16 protein-coding genes and 2 pseudogenes are annotated in these 15,649 nt (G+C 58.7%); 6 read left to right on the top strand and 12 right to left on the bottom strand.

All coding sequences use genetic code 11. From position 1 onward, the window contains the following. Nucleotides 1-45: 45 nt before the first annotated feature. Nucleotides 46-390: pseudogene (locus ACIGJE_RS25650) on the top strand (site-specific integrase); the annotation flags it as partial. Here ACIGJE_RS25650 and ACIGJE_RS25645 read toward each other — a convergent pair. From ACIGJE_RS25645 to ACIGJE_RS25615, 7 genes and pseudogenes are all read right to left on the bottom strand, one after another. Beyond that, nucleotides 376-642, bottom strand: a pseudogene (locus tag ACIGJE_RS25645) (transposase); the annotation flags it as partial. The pseudogenes ACIGJE_RS25650 and ACIGJE_RS25645 sit on opposite strands and share 15 nt — an antisense overlap. 332 nt (nt 643-974) lie before the next feature. Continuing rightward, nucleotides 975-1,727: a hypothetical protein gene (locus tag ACIGJE_RS25640; protein ID WP_483679019.1), complete on the bottom strand. Its 753-nt coding sequence runs from the start codon at nt 1,725-1,727 to the stop codon at nt 975-977. A 2-nt stretch (nt 1,728-1,729) separates the two neighbouring features. Next, nucleotides 1,730-2,332: a competence protein CoiA family protein gene (locus ACIGJE_RS25635; protein ID WP_483679017.1), complete on the bottom strand. Its 603-nt coding sequence runs from the start codon at nt 2,330-2,332 to the stop codon at nt 1,730-1,732. A 667-nt stretch (nt 2,333-2,999) separates the two neighbouring features. After that, nucleotides 3,000-3,494: a DUF6985 domain-containing protein gene (locus ACIGJE_RS25630; RefSeq protein ID WP_483679015.1), complete on the bottom strand. Its 495-nt coding sequence runs from the start codon at nt 3,492-3,494 to the stop codon at nt 3,000-3,002. Between the two features lie 90 nt (nt 3,495-3,584). Then, nucleotides 3,585-4,763: a hypothetical protein gene (locus ACIGJE_RS25625; RefSeq protein WP_483679013.1), complete on the bottom strand. Its 1,179-nt coding sequence runs from the start codon at nt 4,761-4,763 to the stop codon at nt 3,585-3,587. Between the two features lie 400 nt (nt 4,764-5,163). Beyond that, nucleotides 5,164-5,382, bottom strand: a complete 219-nt coding sequence (locus ACIGJE_RS25620) for a conjugal transfer protein TraD (protein WP_483679011.1) — start codon at nt 5,380-5,382, stop codon at nt 5,164-5,166. A 1-nt stretch (nt 5,383) separates the two neighbouring features. Continuing rightward, nucleotides 5,384-5,710 carry a conjugal transfer protein TraD gene (locus ACIGJE_RS25615; protein ID WP_483680302.1) on the bottom strand — a complete coding sequence of 109 codons (327 nt, stop codon included), beginning with the start codon at nt 5,708-5,710 and terminating at the stop codon, nt 5,384-5,386. 168 nt (nt 5,711-5,878) lie between these two features. On the opposite strand from ACIGJE_RS25615, the gene traA reads away from it, so the two are divergent. From traA to ACIGJE_RS25595, 4 genes are all read left to right on the top strand, one after another. Next, nucleotides 5,879-8,926 (top strand): Ti-type conjugative transfer relaxase TraA, encoded by a 3,048-nt coding sequence (gene traA, locus ACIGJE_RS25610; RefSeq protein ID WP_483679010.1) that lies wholly within the window; start codon nt 5,879-5,881, stop codon nt 8,924-8,926. 128 nt (nt 8,927-9,054) lie between these two features. Continuing rightward, the gene (locus ACIGJE_RS25605) at nt 9,055-9,279 is read left to right on the top strand and encodes a helix-turn-helix transcriptional regulator (protein ID WP_483679008.1); all 225 of its coding nucleotides are present in this window, start codon (nt 9,055-9,057) and stop codon (nt 9,277-9,279) included. A 204-nt stretch (nt 9,280-9,483) separates the two neighbouring features. Continuing rightward, nucleotides 9,484-9,936 (top strand): hypothetical protein, encoded by a 453-nt coding sequence (locus tag ACIGJE_RS25600; protein ID WP_483679006.1) that lies wholly within the window; start codon nt 9,484-9,486, stop codon nt 9,934-9,936. A 132-nt stretch (nt 9,937-10,068) separates the two neighbouring features. After that, nucleotides 10,069-10,308, top strand: coding sequence for a hypothetical protein (locus ACIGJE_RS25595; protein WP_483679004.1), 240 nt, complete (start codon nt 10,069-10,071; stop codon nt 10,306-10,308). Between the two features lie 769 nt (nt 10,309-11,077). On the opposite strand, the gene ACIGJE_RS25590 is transcribed toward ACIGJE_RS25595, so the two are convergent. Continuing rightward, nucleotides 11,078-12,037 carry an aminoglycoside phosphotransferase family protein gene (locus ACIGJE_RS25590; RefSeq protein WP_483679002.1) on the bottom strand — a complete coding sequence of 320 codons (960 nt, stop codon included), beginning with the start codon at nt 12,035-12,037 and terminating at the stop codon, nt 11,078-11,080. A gap of 482 nt (nt 12,038-12,519) precedes the next feature. Here ACIGJE_RS25590 and ACIGJE_RS25585 point away from each other — a divergent pair, with 482 nt between their 5' ends. Then, the gene (locus tag ACIGJE_RS25585) at nt 12,520-12,999 is read left to right on the top strand and encodes an N-acetyltransferase family protein (RefSeq protein WP_483679000.1); all 480 of its coding nucleotides are present in this window, start codon (nt 12,520-12,522) and stop codon (nt 12,997-12,999) included. A 28-nt stretch (nt 13,000-13,027) separates the two neighbouring features. On the opposite strand, the gene ACIGJE_RS25580 is transcribed toward ACIGJE_RS25585, so the two are convergent. From ACIGJE_RS25580 to ACIGJE_RS25565, 4 genes are all read right to left on the bottom strand, one after another. Further along, on the bottom strand, nt 13,028-13,546 hold the full coding sequence (locus ACIGJE_RS25580) for a PIN domain-containing protein (RefSeq protein ID WP_483678998.1): 519 nt from the start codon (nt 13,544-13,546) through the stop codon (nt 13,028-13,030). Next, nucleotides 13,547-14,302: a hypothetical protein gene (locus ACIGJE_RS25575; RefSeq protein WP_483678996.1), complete on the bottom strand. Its 756-nt coding sequence runs from the start codon at nt 14,300-14,302 to the stop codon at nt 13,547-13,549. It abuts the gene before it with no gap. Between the two features lie 159 nt (nt 14,303-14,461). Beyond that, nucleotides 14,462-15,028, bottom strand: a complete 567-nt coding sequence (locus ACIGJE_RS25570; protein ID WP_483678994.1) for a recombinase family protein — start codon at nt 15,026-15,028, stop codon at nt 14,462-14,464. Between the two features lie 161 nt (nt 15,029-15,189). Further along, nucleotides 15,190-15,564, bottom strand: coding sequence for a hypothetical protein (locus ACIGJE_RS25565; protein WP_483678992.1), 375 nt, complete (start codon nt 15,562-15,564; stop codon nt 15,190-15,192). Nucleotides 15,565-15,649: the final 85 nt, after the last annotated feature.

The raw sequence follows: 15,649 nt of genomic DNA, 5'->3' as shown, positions 1-15,649 counted from the left end.
ACAGCTGTCGATCTGTTTTGCACCCGCACTATCTCTTCATTGGCCATGTTGGCCAATGGGAGAAGTGTTACGGGTATTTCACAGTATGATCCGGCTGCTAGAGGCCGGCCAGCTTGGAATGCAGGTAAGCAGGTTGGCGTCAAACGTGCTCTCAAAGTCAAGCAGATCTGGCTGATCTGGTTTTTCCTCGATCACGAACGTAGGATGCGCGACCGAGCGTTGTTTGATCCTGCGATCGACAGCAAGCTTCGCGGTTGCGATCTCGTGAAAATGAAGATCGGGTCGCTTGTTTCCGGTCCGGCGATACGTAATCAATCGATGGTGATCCAGCAGAAGACAGGCCGACCTGTTCGATTCGAGGCTACAGCCGACACAAGAGCAAGTCTGCTCGCGCGGCACCTCGATTTCGATCCGTCCCGGCTCGGTCGTCACCGTCTTGCGGCCGTAGCCGTTGCGGCTGTTGTGGCCCTGCGCCTCCTGCTCGAGATGATGGTCCATCTCGGCGTTGAGCGCCCGTTCCGCCAACGCCTTCTTCAGCATGTCCAGCAAGCCGCCTTGGTTCAGCGCCGCCGCAGAGTCAGTGCCTGTCGGCAACTGATCGAGAAGCTCCTTCGGTATCGCCGGGTCTTTCCGTCGTGACATACTGGGTCTCCCTTCTACCCATTATGCCAGCCCGCACACGAAATTCCTGACAGTCCCATTAACCCTGGCCAAGACAACCGAAATCTGAACGTCGTCTCGTGGTCTCGCCACAATTCGTGGAGCACCATTCTGGAACGTGCCCCCAATATCGCCGTTCAGGAGGCCACGCGCCTTTCTCAACACCAGTCAACCCTCCGGAAACCTGATGGCCCATCTCCTAACGGCGGCAGTGGGAGCTGACCGGAACGGCCCCTTCGGGTCGCTTGCAGACCTAGCTGGCAGCTCACTCCCCATGCAAAACCTACCCCGCAGGAGGAGCGCCGCGCTTGAGATTATTCGGGGTCAGAGCTGTAGGGTTCGGTTGCGGCATTCTTCGCCTCATTGAGGTGATTCAAGTCTGCCAGCAGTTCGTCGCTGACTTCCGGGAATGACAAGGCGATGATGCAAATGATGGCAAAGCCAAAATCGAGGCAGGCGCATAGTCCGCGGATCGTTTCGATATGGGTGGTGCCGTAAAGGCTGGTGTGGCTGACAGCTGTAAAGCCGTCATCGCGTTGATCGCTTAGCCTCACATGGCTGAATACACCCTTGATGTTCGGATGGGCTCCATAGTCGATCGCCCCCTCGTAGCCGAGGATAGCCAGGTCATAAATATCGGGCGCGCGCTCCTTCAGCGGCATGATTGCTTTCTCAAACGTGAAAGCCTTGCGGCAGGCCTTCTTCTCGGCCTCACCACGATGCCGTTGCCTCCAAACGTCCTGCAGTTCGGGACGCCGCGCGATAAGTCCGCCATAGGCCGCGTTTTCGAGGGCGGTGCGGAGCAGCGAAAACACGGCCGCAGGATGCCCACTCAAAGCAATTCGTACGCTGGCGAGGAAGAGCTGATAGGCGTTTATGTACAAGACGAGGGGCAGCGCGGGGGGCTGGTGCTGGCGCCATAACCCTTCGCGGAAGTAGGCGTCATAGTCGCGCAACACGGAGATCATCACATCATCGGACGCCAGCAGTTCGGCCGTCGTTTCATTGGCCGCAGCCATATAGGCGTCGATTCCTCCATTCATATTCACGCGGACATTGCCAGTCATAGTCAGCCTTCCCAATGGACAGCGCGAATAAACTCTTCCCGCTTCAATCGGCAATAGGCGAAATATCCTTTTTCCAGGGGCCGACCGCCGTTGGCTCGTCTTGAAACTGCTTCGCCAGCGAGGAAGAAAATATAGCCCTGGTAATCGAAGAAGACGTGTGCAGCTGATCGCTTCCATTTTTCGATAAATTGGCTACTGCGCGACGCGAAATGCGCGATTTCAAAGATGTGGCCGTCAACCGTCTCAGAGCGCGCGCCGAGCCCCAGCGATAGGCGGAAGCTAGTGCCGGTAAAGCTCTTCTCGTCGTGTAGATGCACCAGCCAGAACATGCGGTGCCGCTGGCTATAGAAGGCCTCCCGCTCAATGCGCTCCTGCTCGCTAATGCTGGAATGCTGCAGCTCCAACACCGTCGCCTTTGGCGTACCGGCACCGCATAGTACGTCAGCGCGGTGCCACTCGCCGGCCCTCTCATCATAGAAGCTGATTTCTCGGCATTCCTCGGGGAACATCTCCTTCCAGCCGAGATGCCAATGGCCTTCTGGCTCGCTCCACGGGTCGCAATCGCCAGCCTTGTGCCTCCAGTGCCTCACGTTCTCGACGGGCATGACGGAAGTCAGCCCGCCACCGCAATCCCGGCATGTCGTGCTTTCACCCTTGGCTATCGGCGGACGTTTTACTCCATCTACCCAAGCGTACAGCATTCGGCCTCGCTATATTGACCTTACCTTCTGAATATCAGCTGCCCGGAAGGTATCGCAGGGGACCGCGAGAGGAAAGTCTTCTGTGGGTGTTTTCATACCGCTTGAGAATCTGCATTCTGCAGAGATAGCGGATATGCTTCAGGGAGCGGTCAATTCGCCTAAGACAGACGTTGCTGGCGACCAAATCGGGATCGTCAAGGTGTCGCAAATCGCCTGGGCGCAGCGACAATGTAGGCTCCGACCTGTGCGCGAAAGCGCCGTCGAGGTCTCAGCCACTTTACGGCAGCTATTCAACCCTCGACACACGTTTGCGGACGGTCGGCCTGCGGCCCCATTTCGGACCTTCGACCGTACGCGTCACAATGTTGGTACTTGGCGCTCAAAGGTCCAGGTAGCCGCCGTAGAGTAGTAGCGGGTCGGCTAAAACCTCGGCAGGTTTTGGCCAAAACCGACGTTTGCTATTGGTGAAGATCTAACGCACGTCCTGCAAGACGCCACGATCGGATTTTACCCGTGATTGCCGTCAGATAGTTGGCTGCTGACGGACGCATCGAAGTCCGGCGTGTCTTGTTCAAGGCAACTCGTTGAGGCGGGTTGTGAATGATGGGTCCGAGGCCGCATAGACAACCTCGGCCAGGTTGTCGTCGGCATAGGCATGGCTGTTGGTCAAATGCCCGTCATAGCCGCCAACCTTGGAGAGGGTGGTGCCATTGCGCCAAACCAGCATGAGGCCGTGCTCTTCTTCCCAGCCGCAATTGGCCTCCATGACCACATACCAGTTCTGGTCACCCTCGTGGCCCTTCGTCACGTCAATCTGATCGCTGGGCGTAACATATTTCCAAATATCGGCCGGCGTTTCAGGGACACCCATTTCGTCGTCCAGCCAATCCTCGCCGCCTACTGCCTGGCGATAGTCCTTGTAGTAGGCGAAGACATGGCGTGCATCGGCGACACGGTTTGCCGGAGTGAGCTCCACAAACGCAGAAAACGCAGCGATCGCGCCTTCGTCGGTCACCTCCTCGATCGTCTCGATTCCAGCGTCGTCGAAATAAGGCACTTTGAACATCGAGTCGTTCTCACTCGCTTTGGTGTTTCTATTCGCCGACTTGTCCAAATCGCACCAGCTTAGGGCCGGCAGGGCCAAATTCGAGCGATTTCAACTCGCCAGCCATTGCGCGATGAGCTTTGCCGCTGCGCGCTTGCGACCGACGCGAATGTCGGCGGCCTCAACATCGAAATCCAGACCGCTCTTGCCCCGCACCTGCTTCAGCCATGCCGGGAATGCATACAGATTTCCTGATCCAAGCACTGGGAAGTCCAGATCGTTTTGAAAGCTCTTTTTCTCGCTCTCTGAATATCTGCCCCGCTCGGACACCCGCGCACTGAGATCCCACTGCCAATCCGGATTGGGCCTGATATGCAGCCGCACGGCGTCTTTGGCGATCAGAGCAGGGCCATCACTGCCTCGTAAGGGGATCGAGATATGGATATCCCAGTCCTCTTCCGCGTCGAATGGCAGACCCAGCCTTTGCGCTAGGGCGACGGATTCGGTGGCGTTGCGCCGTGCATGCTCGATGTGCCTGAGGCGTAGGGCCAAGGCGCGGAAACGCTCCTCGTCGGAATCGACATCGGGCAGGGCCGCCTCGACATAGCGGTGTAGCATCGCGATCTGCTCGTCCTGCTGCATGAGGTCATATTTCCCCTCGACCATGTCGGCGACGAGATCGGCGCGGGTTGATTTGTTGAGCAGACCGATGAAGACCATGCCCCAAAAACTGAGATTGGTGACGTCATAGAGGTCTTCGCCATAGCGTCGATCATGACGATAGCCGAGATGCCGGAAGGTTTCGAGAATGCGCCCCGCCTGGTCGGCAAATGGAACAAACCTAGCCTTCTTTTCGCGTTGAGCTGGCTGGGTCGTATAGTTGTCAACCTGCGCGATAAGCTTGAGGCGCGCTTTCAGCGCCTTTGCTGAAATCGCCTCGCCGCTGGGCAAAACGCCGGTGTCATCGAAGCCAAACACAAACAACAACGTGTGCCGCCGGCTCATCTGAATGATGCCACCCAGATCGAGAAACGGCAGAATGCGCTTGTAAGCGTCGAGCAGCAGCGACATTTCCTTGTCATCGACCGACGGCACCCCCCCGGTCACACGCATGAAATGGAAATAGAATTCCGTTCGCTCGCTCGGATCGAGCAGTCCGGACACCTTAGTCGCCAGCGGACTTATTTGGTAGTGATTTGAAGGCCAGAATTGGCCTTGACGCCGCTCGGAGAAGGCTTGGTTCTCGTCATCGAGGAAGTTTCGCAGCAGCCCCACAGTCGCCTCGGTCATGAGGTGTTTATGCTCCTGTACCAATTGCATTATTCCCTGGGGCCGACTTTTGGTGTCAGCTAGCGATCACGGCCCCTCTACGTAGTGGTTCCTCGCCTTGTCGTGTCTTGTGCCTGAGTTATGCGACAATCGATCTCGACTGTCACGACGCATGGTTTTCGTTTGGCGGGTTGGCTGGATCGTAGCTTCGGACTGACACGGCCTAGATGTAGAATTGCACCCGGGCGTGTCGACCTGTCCGGGTCCTTATCATTTCCATTGTCAATCATGCCTGCAGCAAGAATGTAGTGACCGAGCCCCTCATTCCCGCCATCCAGTAGATGCATGCAGGTGATGCTAATGGGCATGGCACGCTCTAACTGCGTGAAGTGTTGACTTGCCAGGCGATTGCGGATCCTCTTCAATTCTGTCCGAACGCCCGCTTTCCTTTAGCGACCCACAGCGCTCGCGCCTGCTCACCTTGTTCGCTCTTGAGCTTGTCCGCCATCCAGAGCAGCGCGCCGTAGATCATGGTGCGATCATCGCCGGTCAGGTCCACGACGCCTGCCTTAACGACAAGACCACCGAGTTCGATCAGATGGCGCGTACGTTTGCGGCGTTCGACTTGCCACGTCCGCATGTCATGCCGCGCCCGCGCCGCCTGATGTCGGTTGCGGTCGATCTGGTTGCGTCGGAGTGCTGTTCGTATCGCGATCAGCCGCCGGCACAGATCGCCGTGCTCGCCCCTGGAAAAACATGGCGCCGCGCCTCGCGCACACCTCTCTCCTGCTGGCGTCTTTCGTCTCGGTCAGAAGGAGCAACGCGCCGGCGAGTTCTTCGGCGCTGAGGGCGTCGGCACCGGTGGCGATTACCAGTTCGCCGAGCTGCTGCACCTTTCGGGCCTTGAGCTCCCGTGCCTTATCTTCGAGGGCTTTCAATTCGGCATCGAAGTTCCGTGGTTTGCGCATCATGTCCTCCAAAATGTCGATGCGGCGATGATAGTCGAGCCCCTGTCGAACCGCTGCAGGGTTGCCGAGACTGGCTGGGACCGGATAGTCGCTCCCGAGATTTTTTTCGAGGGAGGGCGCGCTTATACGTCGTTCCGACGTAAGCTCGACTGTGCCACATCCTGATCGGTGGCGATCTATCATCTGCACGTCAAGGTCATCGGCCGCAAGGCCGGCTCCAGCGCGGTGGCTTCCGCCGCCTACCGCTCCGGCTCGCGCCTGCGCGACGAGCGCCTCGACCGCAGCCACGACTTCTCCGCCAAGCGCGGCGTCGTGCATTCCGAGGTGCTGCTGCCCGATGGAGCCCCCGAGGCCTGGAGCGACCGCGAGCGGCTCTGGAATGACGTCGAGGCCTTCGAGATCCGCAAGGATGCCCAGCTCGCCCGCGAAGTCGAATTCGCCCTGCCGCGCGAGCTGAGCCAGGCGCAGGGCATCGAGCTTGCCCGAGACTTCGTGCAGGCCGAATTAGTCGATCGCGGCATGATCGCCGATCTCAATGTGCATTGGGATGTCGGCGAAGACGGCGTGCTCAAGCCCCATGTCCATGTCATGCTGACGATGCGCTCAGTTGAGGCCAACGGAGATGAGACCCGCTTCGGTCAGAAGGTGCGAGAGTGGAACCGCACCGAGATGGTGGAGCATTGGCGCGAGCGCTGGGCCGAGTTTGCCAATGAGCGCCTGGCCGAGCTCGACATCGACGCCCGCATCGACCATCGCAGTCTGGAAGACCAAGGCATCGCCTTGGAACCGCAAAGCCAGATCGGCGCGCCAGCGCAACGCATCGAGCGTGAAGGCATCGAGGAGCTTGGTGTCGAGGATCCTGGAGCCGCTGCCGATCGTGCCGAACTGCACCGCGAGATTGCGCGCGGCAATGGCGAGCGCATCATTGCCGATCCCTCCCTCGCCTTGGACGCCATCACCCATCAGCAATCCACCTTCACGCAACGCGACATGGCAATGTTCGCCCATCGCCACAGCGACGGTCTCGACCAGTTCAATGAGGTGATGGGTGCGATGCGCGGCGCCCCTGATGTGATCGAACTCGGCCAGGACGGACGAGGCGAGGATCGCTTCACCACCCGCTCGATGATCGAAGCCGAACAGCGCCTACACCGCGCCGCCGAATTGATGGCGGAGCGACAACGCCATGCGGTCGATGACGCAGATCGGGATGCGGCTCTGGCACGAGCAGCAGACCGCGGTCTGCTCCTGTCGAGCGAGCAGGCCGATGCACTGGCGCATATCACCGACGGACGGGATCTTGGCATCGTGGTCGGCTATGCCGGCACCGGCAAGAGCGCCATGCTGGGCGTGGCACGACAGGCCTGGGCGGCAGCTGGCTACGAGGTCCGTGGCGTTGCCTTGTCCGGCATCGCGGCGGAAAACCTCGAGAGCGGATCGGGCATTGCCTCGCGCACCATCGCCAGCATGGAACATGGCTGGGGGCAGGGCAGGGATCTGCTCACCTTGCGTGATGTCCTGGTGATCGATGAGACCGGCATGGTCGGCACACGCCAACTGGAGCGCGTGCTCTCCCATGCCGCCGAGGCGGGTGCGAAAGTCGTGCTGGTCGGCGATCCGCAGCAGCTGCAGGCGATCGAGGCGGGCGCTGCCTTCCGCTCGCTGCACGATCGGCATGGCGGCGCCGAGATCGGCGAGGTGCGCCGCCAGCGCGAGGACTGGCAGCGGGATGCCACGCGGGATCTGGCGAGCGGCTGGATCGGTGGAGCCATCCACGCCTATAGCGCCCATGACAGGGTGCATGCCGCTGAGACCCGGGAGCAGGCCCGCGAGGATCTGATTGAACGCTGGGATCGCGACCGGCAGACCTCACCCGATGCCAGCCGCATCATCCTCACCCACACCAATGCAGAGGTGCGCGCCCTCAACGAGGCGGCCCGCGATCGGCTTCGAGTTGCCGGTGATCTCGGCGATGACGTGCAGCTCACGGTCGAGCGCGGCGAGCGCAGCTTCGCCAGCGGCGACCGCATCATGTTCCTGCGCAATGAACGCAGCCTGGGCGTGAAGAACGGTACGCTCGGCACAATCGAGAAAGTCAGTCAGCAATCCATGTCGGTGCGCACCGACGACGGCCGATCCGTTGTCTTCGATCTCAAGGACTATGACCGCATCGACCATGGCTATGCCGCGACGATCCACAAGGCCCAGGGCATGACGGTGGACCACACCCATGTGCTGGCAACACCAGGTCTGGATGCCCATGGCAGCTATGTCGCCCTGTCGCGCCACCGCGACGTCATGGAACTGCATTACGGCCGCGACGACTTCGCTGATCGAGATCGACTGGTCCGAACCCTGTCGCGCGATCGATCCAAGGACATGGCGTCGGACTACGAGCAACGGGATCCGGCGCAGGATTATGCCGAGCGGCGCGGCATCAGCTTCCGCGAGCGCGTCGCCGAGATCGTGCGAAAAGTCGTGCCGGAGAAACTGCGCGATCGGATCGATCAGTTGCTCGATGGGTGGCGCTCGTCAGCGGATGGTCCACCCAGCAGAGAAGCAGGGCAGGGGCCGGAACGGGAAGCTGGAAGAGTCCGGACAGAGGTACGGCCCGAACCCTCGGTACCCGAAAAGCAAGCTGTCGAAGATCCCGAGGAGGCGTTGCGCAAAACCCGCACGCGGGCTCTGCTGCGCCATGCCCGCGCGGTGGATGCCATCTTCGCCGAGCAGGAAATCGGCGGCAAGGCCAGCCCCGAGCAGAGGCGCGAGCTGAAGGATGCGCGCGATGCCTTTGAGAAGGTGAGGCCCTATGGCTGGCGCGATGCCGAGGCGGCCTATCTCAAGGATACGGGTCTTGCCCGCGAGGCGGCCGACGGCAAGCTCGGGCGCGCCATTCGCGCCCTCCAACTCGAGACGGAGATCCGCACCGATCCGAACCGTGCTGCTGATCGCTTCGTGGAGCGCTGGCACAAGCTCGACCAGACCAGCCAGCGCCAGTATCAGGCGGGCGACATGTCCGGTTACCAGGCCACACGCGCCGCCATGGGCAACATGGCCTGGGGCCTGGAGCGTGATCCACAATTGGAATCCCTTCTCGCCAACCGCAAGCGGGAGCTCGGTATCGATGTCGGGTTCGACTCAGGCCGCCGTCTCGGTGTGGAACTCGCCTTCAGCCATGGCCTCGGCAGGGAGCGAGGACTGGATATCGGCATTTGACTCATCCGATCTGCCGCCGTCTCCTCGCCACGGTACGACGAAGCGGAAAACGATCTTGCGCGCCCGTGACTACCTGTTCTGTGTAGTCCCAACACCAGTCAGAAACAGCCAGCAGGAGGCAGCCTGTCATGCGCGAGCCAGACCGCATCATTCGCATGAAGACCGTACGGTCGCGAACCGGGCTGTCCCGGTCCACGATTTATCGCAAGATCGCCGAAGGGACCTTTCCGCCCCGGATCAAGATCAGCATCAACGGGGCGGGTTGGCATGAATCCGAGATCAGTCGATGGGTTGCCGATCCCGCCGCGTGGAGAAAGCGTTCCCATAACGAGTTTGATATCCTCGATTCATAAAGGAGTTGCCCGCACCGGTCTGCAGGTGGGCTGCACTTCGCGTCATGGGCTCCTTACAGACTCGGCGGTGCTGTGCCGGTGAAGCGGAACGAGGGTTTCTCGCCGTTGTAAAAATCGCTATTTTGCGACGCGGCAAAAAACAGATGCAAAAGTCTCGCTTTAATTGGGACTTTTGCGACGAAGACGCTACTGATCGAGGCTTTGATGACAGATGTGGCGGACATTGACCGTACGCCGTTCGGCCGTCTTCGTTACGGCAAGGAATATGGCGCCGAGTTTTGGCTGGGCGGCGTGACGCTTCCCGGCTTCGACCAACCGTTCTCAATTGTCGTGCGGGCGGGACGGAGTGGACCATCGGAGCGACAAACGGCGGCGATGACTGCTGTTGCAGCGAATGCTTCCTTGCTTCGGCAGCAAGCGACCCAGCCCATGGCAGAACTTCATAGAGAGGCTCCTTTGCCTTTTTCAGAGGAGGCCGAGGATAGCGAAGTGTGGGCGATCCTCCAGCCGGGGGAGATCGAGGTGTCGGACGAGAGCTATTATCGCGACGGCCGCATCTTCGTGGGGCTTATTTTTTACTCCACGGTAGAGCCGGATTTTGCCCCTGCTATTGAAACGGCCGATGGTCATTTCGTACAAGTCCTCTCCGGTACATAGGTGTCGCGCAATTCCTAAGACCGGCTACGTCACATATGTTAGTCGCAAGAGGTGTCGCAGGTTTCGGAATTTCTGGGAATGGTAGACGGTTAGAATTGCTCCGGTTACGGCCATTCGATGAGTATATGTTCTATGGATGAAACGGTAGAAATAGACGGAGAAACATATCGAGTTATAATCTTTAGTAACATCGTGGATGACACGATGTGTCTGGAGCTCTGGAACTCAAAAGACAAAATGGTTGCTTGTATTGACCGCCACGATGAGGATGGGCGCATGACCTTTGGCAGCCTGATCCAAGGGCTTCCATTGACGGTGGTTGAATGGATGATTGAGAGTGCGAAGAAGCGCCTGCCACCCGTGTCCTCATAAACCGATATCCGGGCGGTGACTGCTTGAAACCTGAGAGTGCTACATTCCTTTGTCGCGCTGTCCAAGGCCTCGCGCGGCCACATTGGTAAGGTTGACAGATCATCCAGCCAGGCCTTTCCTTAAGGAAGGCACGGACCACACAGAGGTCCCCATCTCTGGTGTGGAAGCCATTCCTGCACGGTGGTTCGTGTCACGCCATCCGACGACAATTCTCAGCCGCCGCAGAATGCGGGATTTCTGCGAAAGTGGCGGATAAGACCAGAAAGCAGAAGGCGTGATACAACTAGCATGCCGAGTTTGCGGCAGATATCTTACCCACCCACGCAATTGGGGTGGTTTGGACCAAAGAGACGAATCTGTGGGGGACGGGCAATCGCCTGTACCACGTGATCTATTGATCCAGATGAAGGAACGGTCCTCGCCCATATATCGCGGCAGCCAACAGATCGGCACGCATATATTTTCGCCGGAAGGGGCAATAGCCGTTCATCCCGAGACCGTTATTGAAGCCTCGCTTCTATCTTGTGGCAAAGATAGCGGCTGCTGTGGATCAAGTGGTTCGGATGGCCCAAATCGGGCTTGTATCTGTGGAAATGTTGTCGCCACTCAGTGGAGTGACTGCTGGACATGGGCAGAAGTGCGCTTTCTTCCCAATGCTGTTGTCGAGATTTCAACCGACCCATCTAACTAAGCGGCTGTCGAAAATATCCTGATTTTCGTGTCAGAAAGCGCCTCCGGCTGGGCGCGGCGCGCGCATATTGCGAGCCTTTCATTCTAATCTTGGCGAAGGCCACACGATATCTTCTAGGTCGAGCAGGCTTTCAACGCGATCTTCCCAGCCATCGATATCGATATTGCGTAGATCGCTCGCCCGATGGAGAAGCATCAGCGTGAGCAGGCGACGCCGCATGCCGCGGTCGCAATCGCTGGGAGCCAAGCCGTAACCTTCGAACAAATGTTCGACACGGCCGGAGAGCCCTGCGCACATGAAGGCACTGGGGCCGAGGAGGTCGTATTCTCGCCATCCAATCATGACGTCACCGAAGTCTATCACCGCTGCGAGCCTCCATCTGCCGTCGTTCTCTGACAGAAGAAAATTCTCCGGAATCCACTCTCCGGTGAGGATAACAGGTGATACATCCAGCGGAACAATCGACGATGCGTCCGACAGAAGCTCGGGGAGGTCTGACAGAAGCCGGGAGGGCAGACCTTGCCGACGATGTCGTTCGATACAATCCGTGAGCTGTTGTGCAATAAAATCAGGCCATGTTGGCTTGATCGCTGCGAGTTCTCCCAAGGGTGTCGACTGCACCTCGGCGATCGTCCGGCCAATCTCTTTGAGGATTTGTTCCTTCTCTTTTTCAGGTAGGCATGGCCAGGCTTCCGATCCGACTACGCCTTCCAACTTGGTCATGACGAGCCAGGACCAACCGTCGTGCGCTCCTTCGGCAAGAATGCAGGGAATGGGAACGGACAGCCTGCCAGCCAACTGACGAAGGGTCGCGCGCTCGCTAACGAACTGTTGCCGGTAGATCGGTGGGAAGAGTTTCAGGACTGATCTGCCGTCGAGATCGATGACGAGATTGGTTCCAGTTGCGAAGGACGAAAGAACGCTTGGCGAGATGTTCTCCGACAAGGCAATCTGACGCGCCATCGGCAACCAGCAATTTGGGTCCGATCGCCATTTCGCGAAGTCAGCGTCATTCGTAAGGATCGGAAGCTCGATCATCTTGGTTGCGTTGCGCCTAATTTGAAAATAATGCCACGGTACAATAGGCAAACGTCAACTTTCTAGACCCTCCAGGACTGTAGCATGCCGCGCAACTCCTAAATTTTGAGGCGAGAATCTCGGAACGCGAGCAAATCACCATGATCCCAGTGAGCCGAAAAGAACTGGCAATCTTCATTGAGCACGCCGTTAGGTCCCGTCACGATAGGCGGTCGTGGGAACGAATTATGGTCAATCACTATCATGATGTTGAAATGGAACATGCTCGCCGGGAGTGCGTGCGAATATTGGGGATCAAGGCCAAAGGCGATTGGACCATATTAACCGAGCTGGAGACCGAGCATTTGAAATCGCTGGCTACCTCACTCATATCATCGCAAGTGGCGCGGAATTCCTGATTTTCACAGCGGCATCAAAGCTGGCTTGCAAGATTCCCGCGAAAGCGGGGATCATCGAGTTCGTTGCGATCGAATTAGGAGTCCATGCCCGTGCCGAATATTCGCCCCTTTTTGACGTCAGACAAGATCGCGTTGACAACTTTGTTGGAGGAGATGCAGGACTACTATGGTGTTGCCTGTCCACCACGTGGCGCCATCGAAAGCGATCTGTCCGCGCTTCCGGCAGGCGTAGAGATTATTGTGGCCGAAACAGACAAGATTATTGGCTTTGCCGCATTCTCCGCGATTTATCCCGGTCCTGGTCTGAAGTCCGGTTTGTTCATGAAGGAGCTCTTCGTCACCGCTGCGGCTCGGGGGAACGGTGTAGGGAAGTGCCTGATTCAAACGGTTGCACGCGTTGCAGTCGAGCGGGGGCATAAACGGGTCGATTGGACCGCCGATCGTGATAACCCTAGATTGCTCAGCCTCTACTCGGCTTTGGGAGCCCTTGCGCAGAACGAAAAGGTTTTCTTCCGCCTAGAGAGCAACGCGCTCACCTTATTGGCAGAAATGCGAAACCCCTGAGTTTTGATGCTTGCAGCCTATACCCCGGCTACCCTTCGTCGGGCGCCTCGAACTGCATGGATGCCTGAGGGTCCTCTGGTGGCAATGGAAGCTCGGCTAGTCGGTAGGCCTCCATGCCGGCTTCGCGCGCGTAGTTGCACACGTCCTCATCGTCCGAATAGACGACCGACGCGCGCTCGACCGACGCGACAGCGACGATCATGCGGTCGAATTTGATCTTGGCTTTAGTCGCCTCAGGATTGCCCCCCCTGCGCTGGCCGCGCCGTCTTGCGTCGTAGACCCTGGCCGCAGCCTCGATAGCAGCGCGTTCATCGAACGGCACGACGCGAAAACCAGCTTGCCGGTGGATGATCGCCAGGTAGTCGGGGCCAGCCGGGCCGGCTCCGACCAGGCACTCGCTCAATGCCGGGGTCGGAATGATGATCGTTTCGTTCACTTCGGACAGCGTATCGATCAGGTGCTCGACACGCTCCACGGCCCTCGGAACGGAAGACGGAGTGTTCTCATCAAGGAAGAACAGGAGGATCGAGGCATCGAGGACGATCATTTAGTGCAACTCATCCTCGTCGCGACGCATATCGGCAAGCTCCGTCAGCGGATCATCGAAGTCTTTCCAGCCACTGCCTTTCACGCCGCGAAGTGCTCCCACGATGTTACGCAGGCTGTCCTGCTTCAGCACCTCGAAGCGGTGAATTCTGAACCGCAACAGGGTCCAGACTCCGTCCGCCTCGCGCGTCCAACGGCCCGTGCCGTGGATGCGGATTGGCTCGAACAGATGCTTGCCCAAATCGCGGGCAATAGCCCGGTTGGTTTCGCAGTTGCTGTAGGTCACATCCCCGTTCTGCAGGCGGATGCTGACGGTTTGATCCTTGCCGCCGACCGAAATCAGAATGCCCTCGAGATGGCCTTCCTGGTTGAACGGGCCATAGGTAAGGGCTTTAGGTCGATCACGGCCGGGAAAGGCTAGCAGCTCGGCCGAACGCTCCACGCCCTCGACATAGATGCGACCAGTTGCGTTGTCGTTCGCTAGGCGATTGTCGATCGCCTCAAACACTTTCACGACATCCTTGGCTGCATTTCCCCTGCGGAGATCCCCTAGGCGGCTCTCGACCTTTGGCACGTCTTCATATTCGACGATGGCGGCAAGCTGCGTGCTACCCTTGGTGAGGCCTCCAAAATGCACTGCATTATCTTTGCCAAGCAACGCCGCAAAATCTCCCATATACTCCGCTAGCTTCGCCATCGGAATAGTTTCCGGCGAATAGGCGTCTATATGTAAAATTAGGCGTTTATCTTTGGTCATTTTCTTCTAATCTATGCCTACATCAAATTTTTTGGATTCATTCGCCAATTTAGCCAAGCCTGGTTCCTAAGATCATCATACCTTATCGGTGATTGCGAAGTGGTTAGTACACTCTAGAGAGCCTCACTCGCCGACTTCGTGCTGGAATACACTGGCGCTCTATGCTGACGATCGGATGGAACTGCGCAAACCTCTATAAATTGTCGCTGGATGCACGCCTAGCACACTAGCGACCTGGCGGGCAGATTGCCCCTCATCGAGGAGCTTTTGGCCCAAGGCAATCTGCTCACCCTTGAGCGCCGGCGGCCGGCCGAACCGCACGCCCTTGGACCGCGCTGCCGATCGGCCGGCGCTGGTGCGCTGATGGATGAGGGCGCGCTCGAATTCGGCGATGCCGGCGAACACCGTCAGCACCATGCGTCCTGCCGGCGACGTCGTATCTGCCCACGGCTCAGCAAGAGAACGTAGCCCGGCTTTCCGCTCATTGAGTTGCTCGGCAATGTCGAGGAGGTTTTTGGTCGATCGCGCCAGGCGATCGAGTCTGGTGATCATCACCACGTCGCTCTCGCGCAGATGATCGATCATGCGCGCCAGCTCGGGCCGATCGCGTTTCGCTCCGGAGATCTTCTCCTCGTAGATCTTGTTGCACCCGGCCGCCGCCAGAGTGGCGCGTTGCTGGCTTAGATCCTGGTCGTCGGTCGAGACGCGGGCATAGCCGATCAGCATGGGCAAATCCGTCGCATAAATCGTTCGCAAAACAATACTTTTGCGGTCGACTTTTGCAACACGAAAACAGCTTAGATTTCAGCGGATCGATCGCGTGTCGCGAAACTCAGGAGTTGTGCATCTCATGAATCGCCGACTTTGGTAGTGGGTCAGTTTGAAATTCAGCGCCGCTTGACGAAATGCGGCGTCTCGCCGTCCGGGCCATAGTACGAATAAATGAATGCGCAGAGCCGCGGACCGGTAGCCCTCGCGAGCTTTTTGCGCTCCGCCGGCAGGGCGGCCGCGACGCGCAGCGCGATCTCGCTAGCGCTGAGCCCCGTTGACTTCGGCATCTCAGCGCGCGCCCAGTCGGGTGCCAGTTCCGGGCATCGCTCGAGTCCAATTTCGGTCCTGGCGAGATGAAGCACGACGGTGTCCGGCCAGTCCGCCGAATAGGCGAAGGCTGGCGATGGCGAGACCGTCGCCGCCAGCACGATCAGGGCCGCCTTCGCCAGTTGGTTGGCGTAGCGGTGGCGCTTGGGCTGCTTTGTCCTCATGTACCTAACATAGCATGCCGAGCGCCCGGGCTTCTACGCTCGTCAATCAAGGTCCGCCCGGCTGAACAAAGTGTTGCGGAGCTTA

The organism is Labrys sp. E2SS-1L (assembly GCF_057073705.1).
Note: the sequence above shows the minus strand (reverse complement) of the source record. Positions and strands in the feature narration are given on the sequence as shown.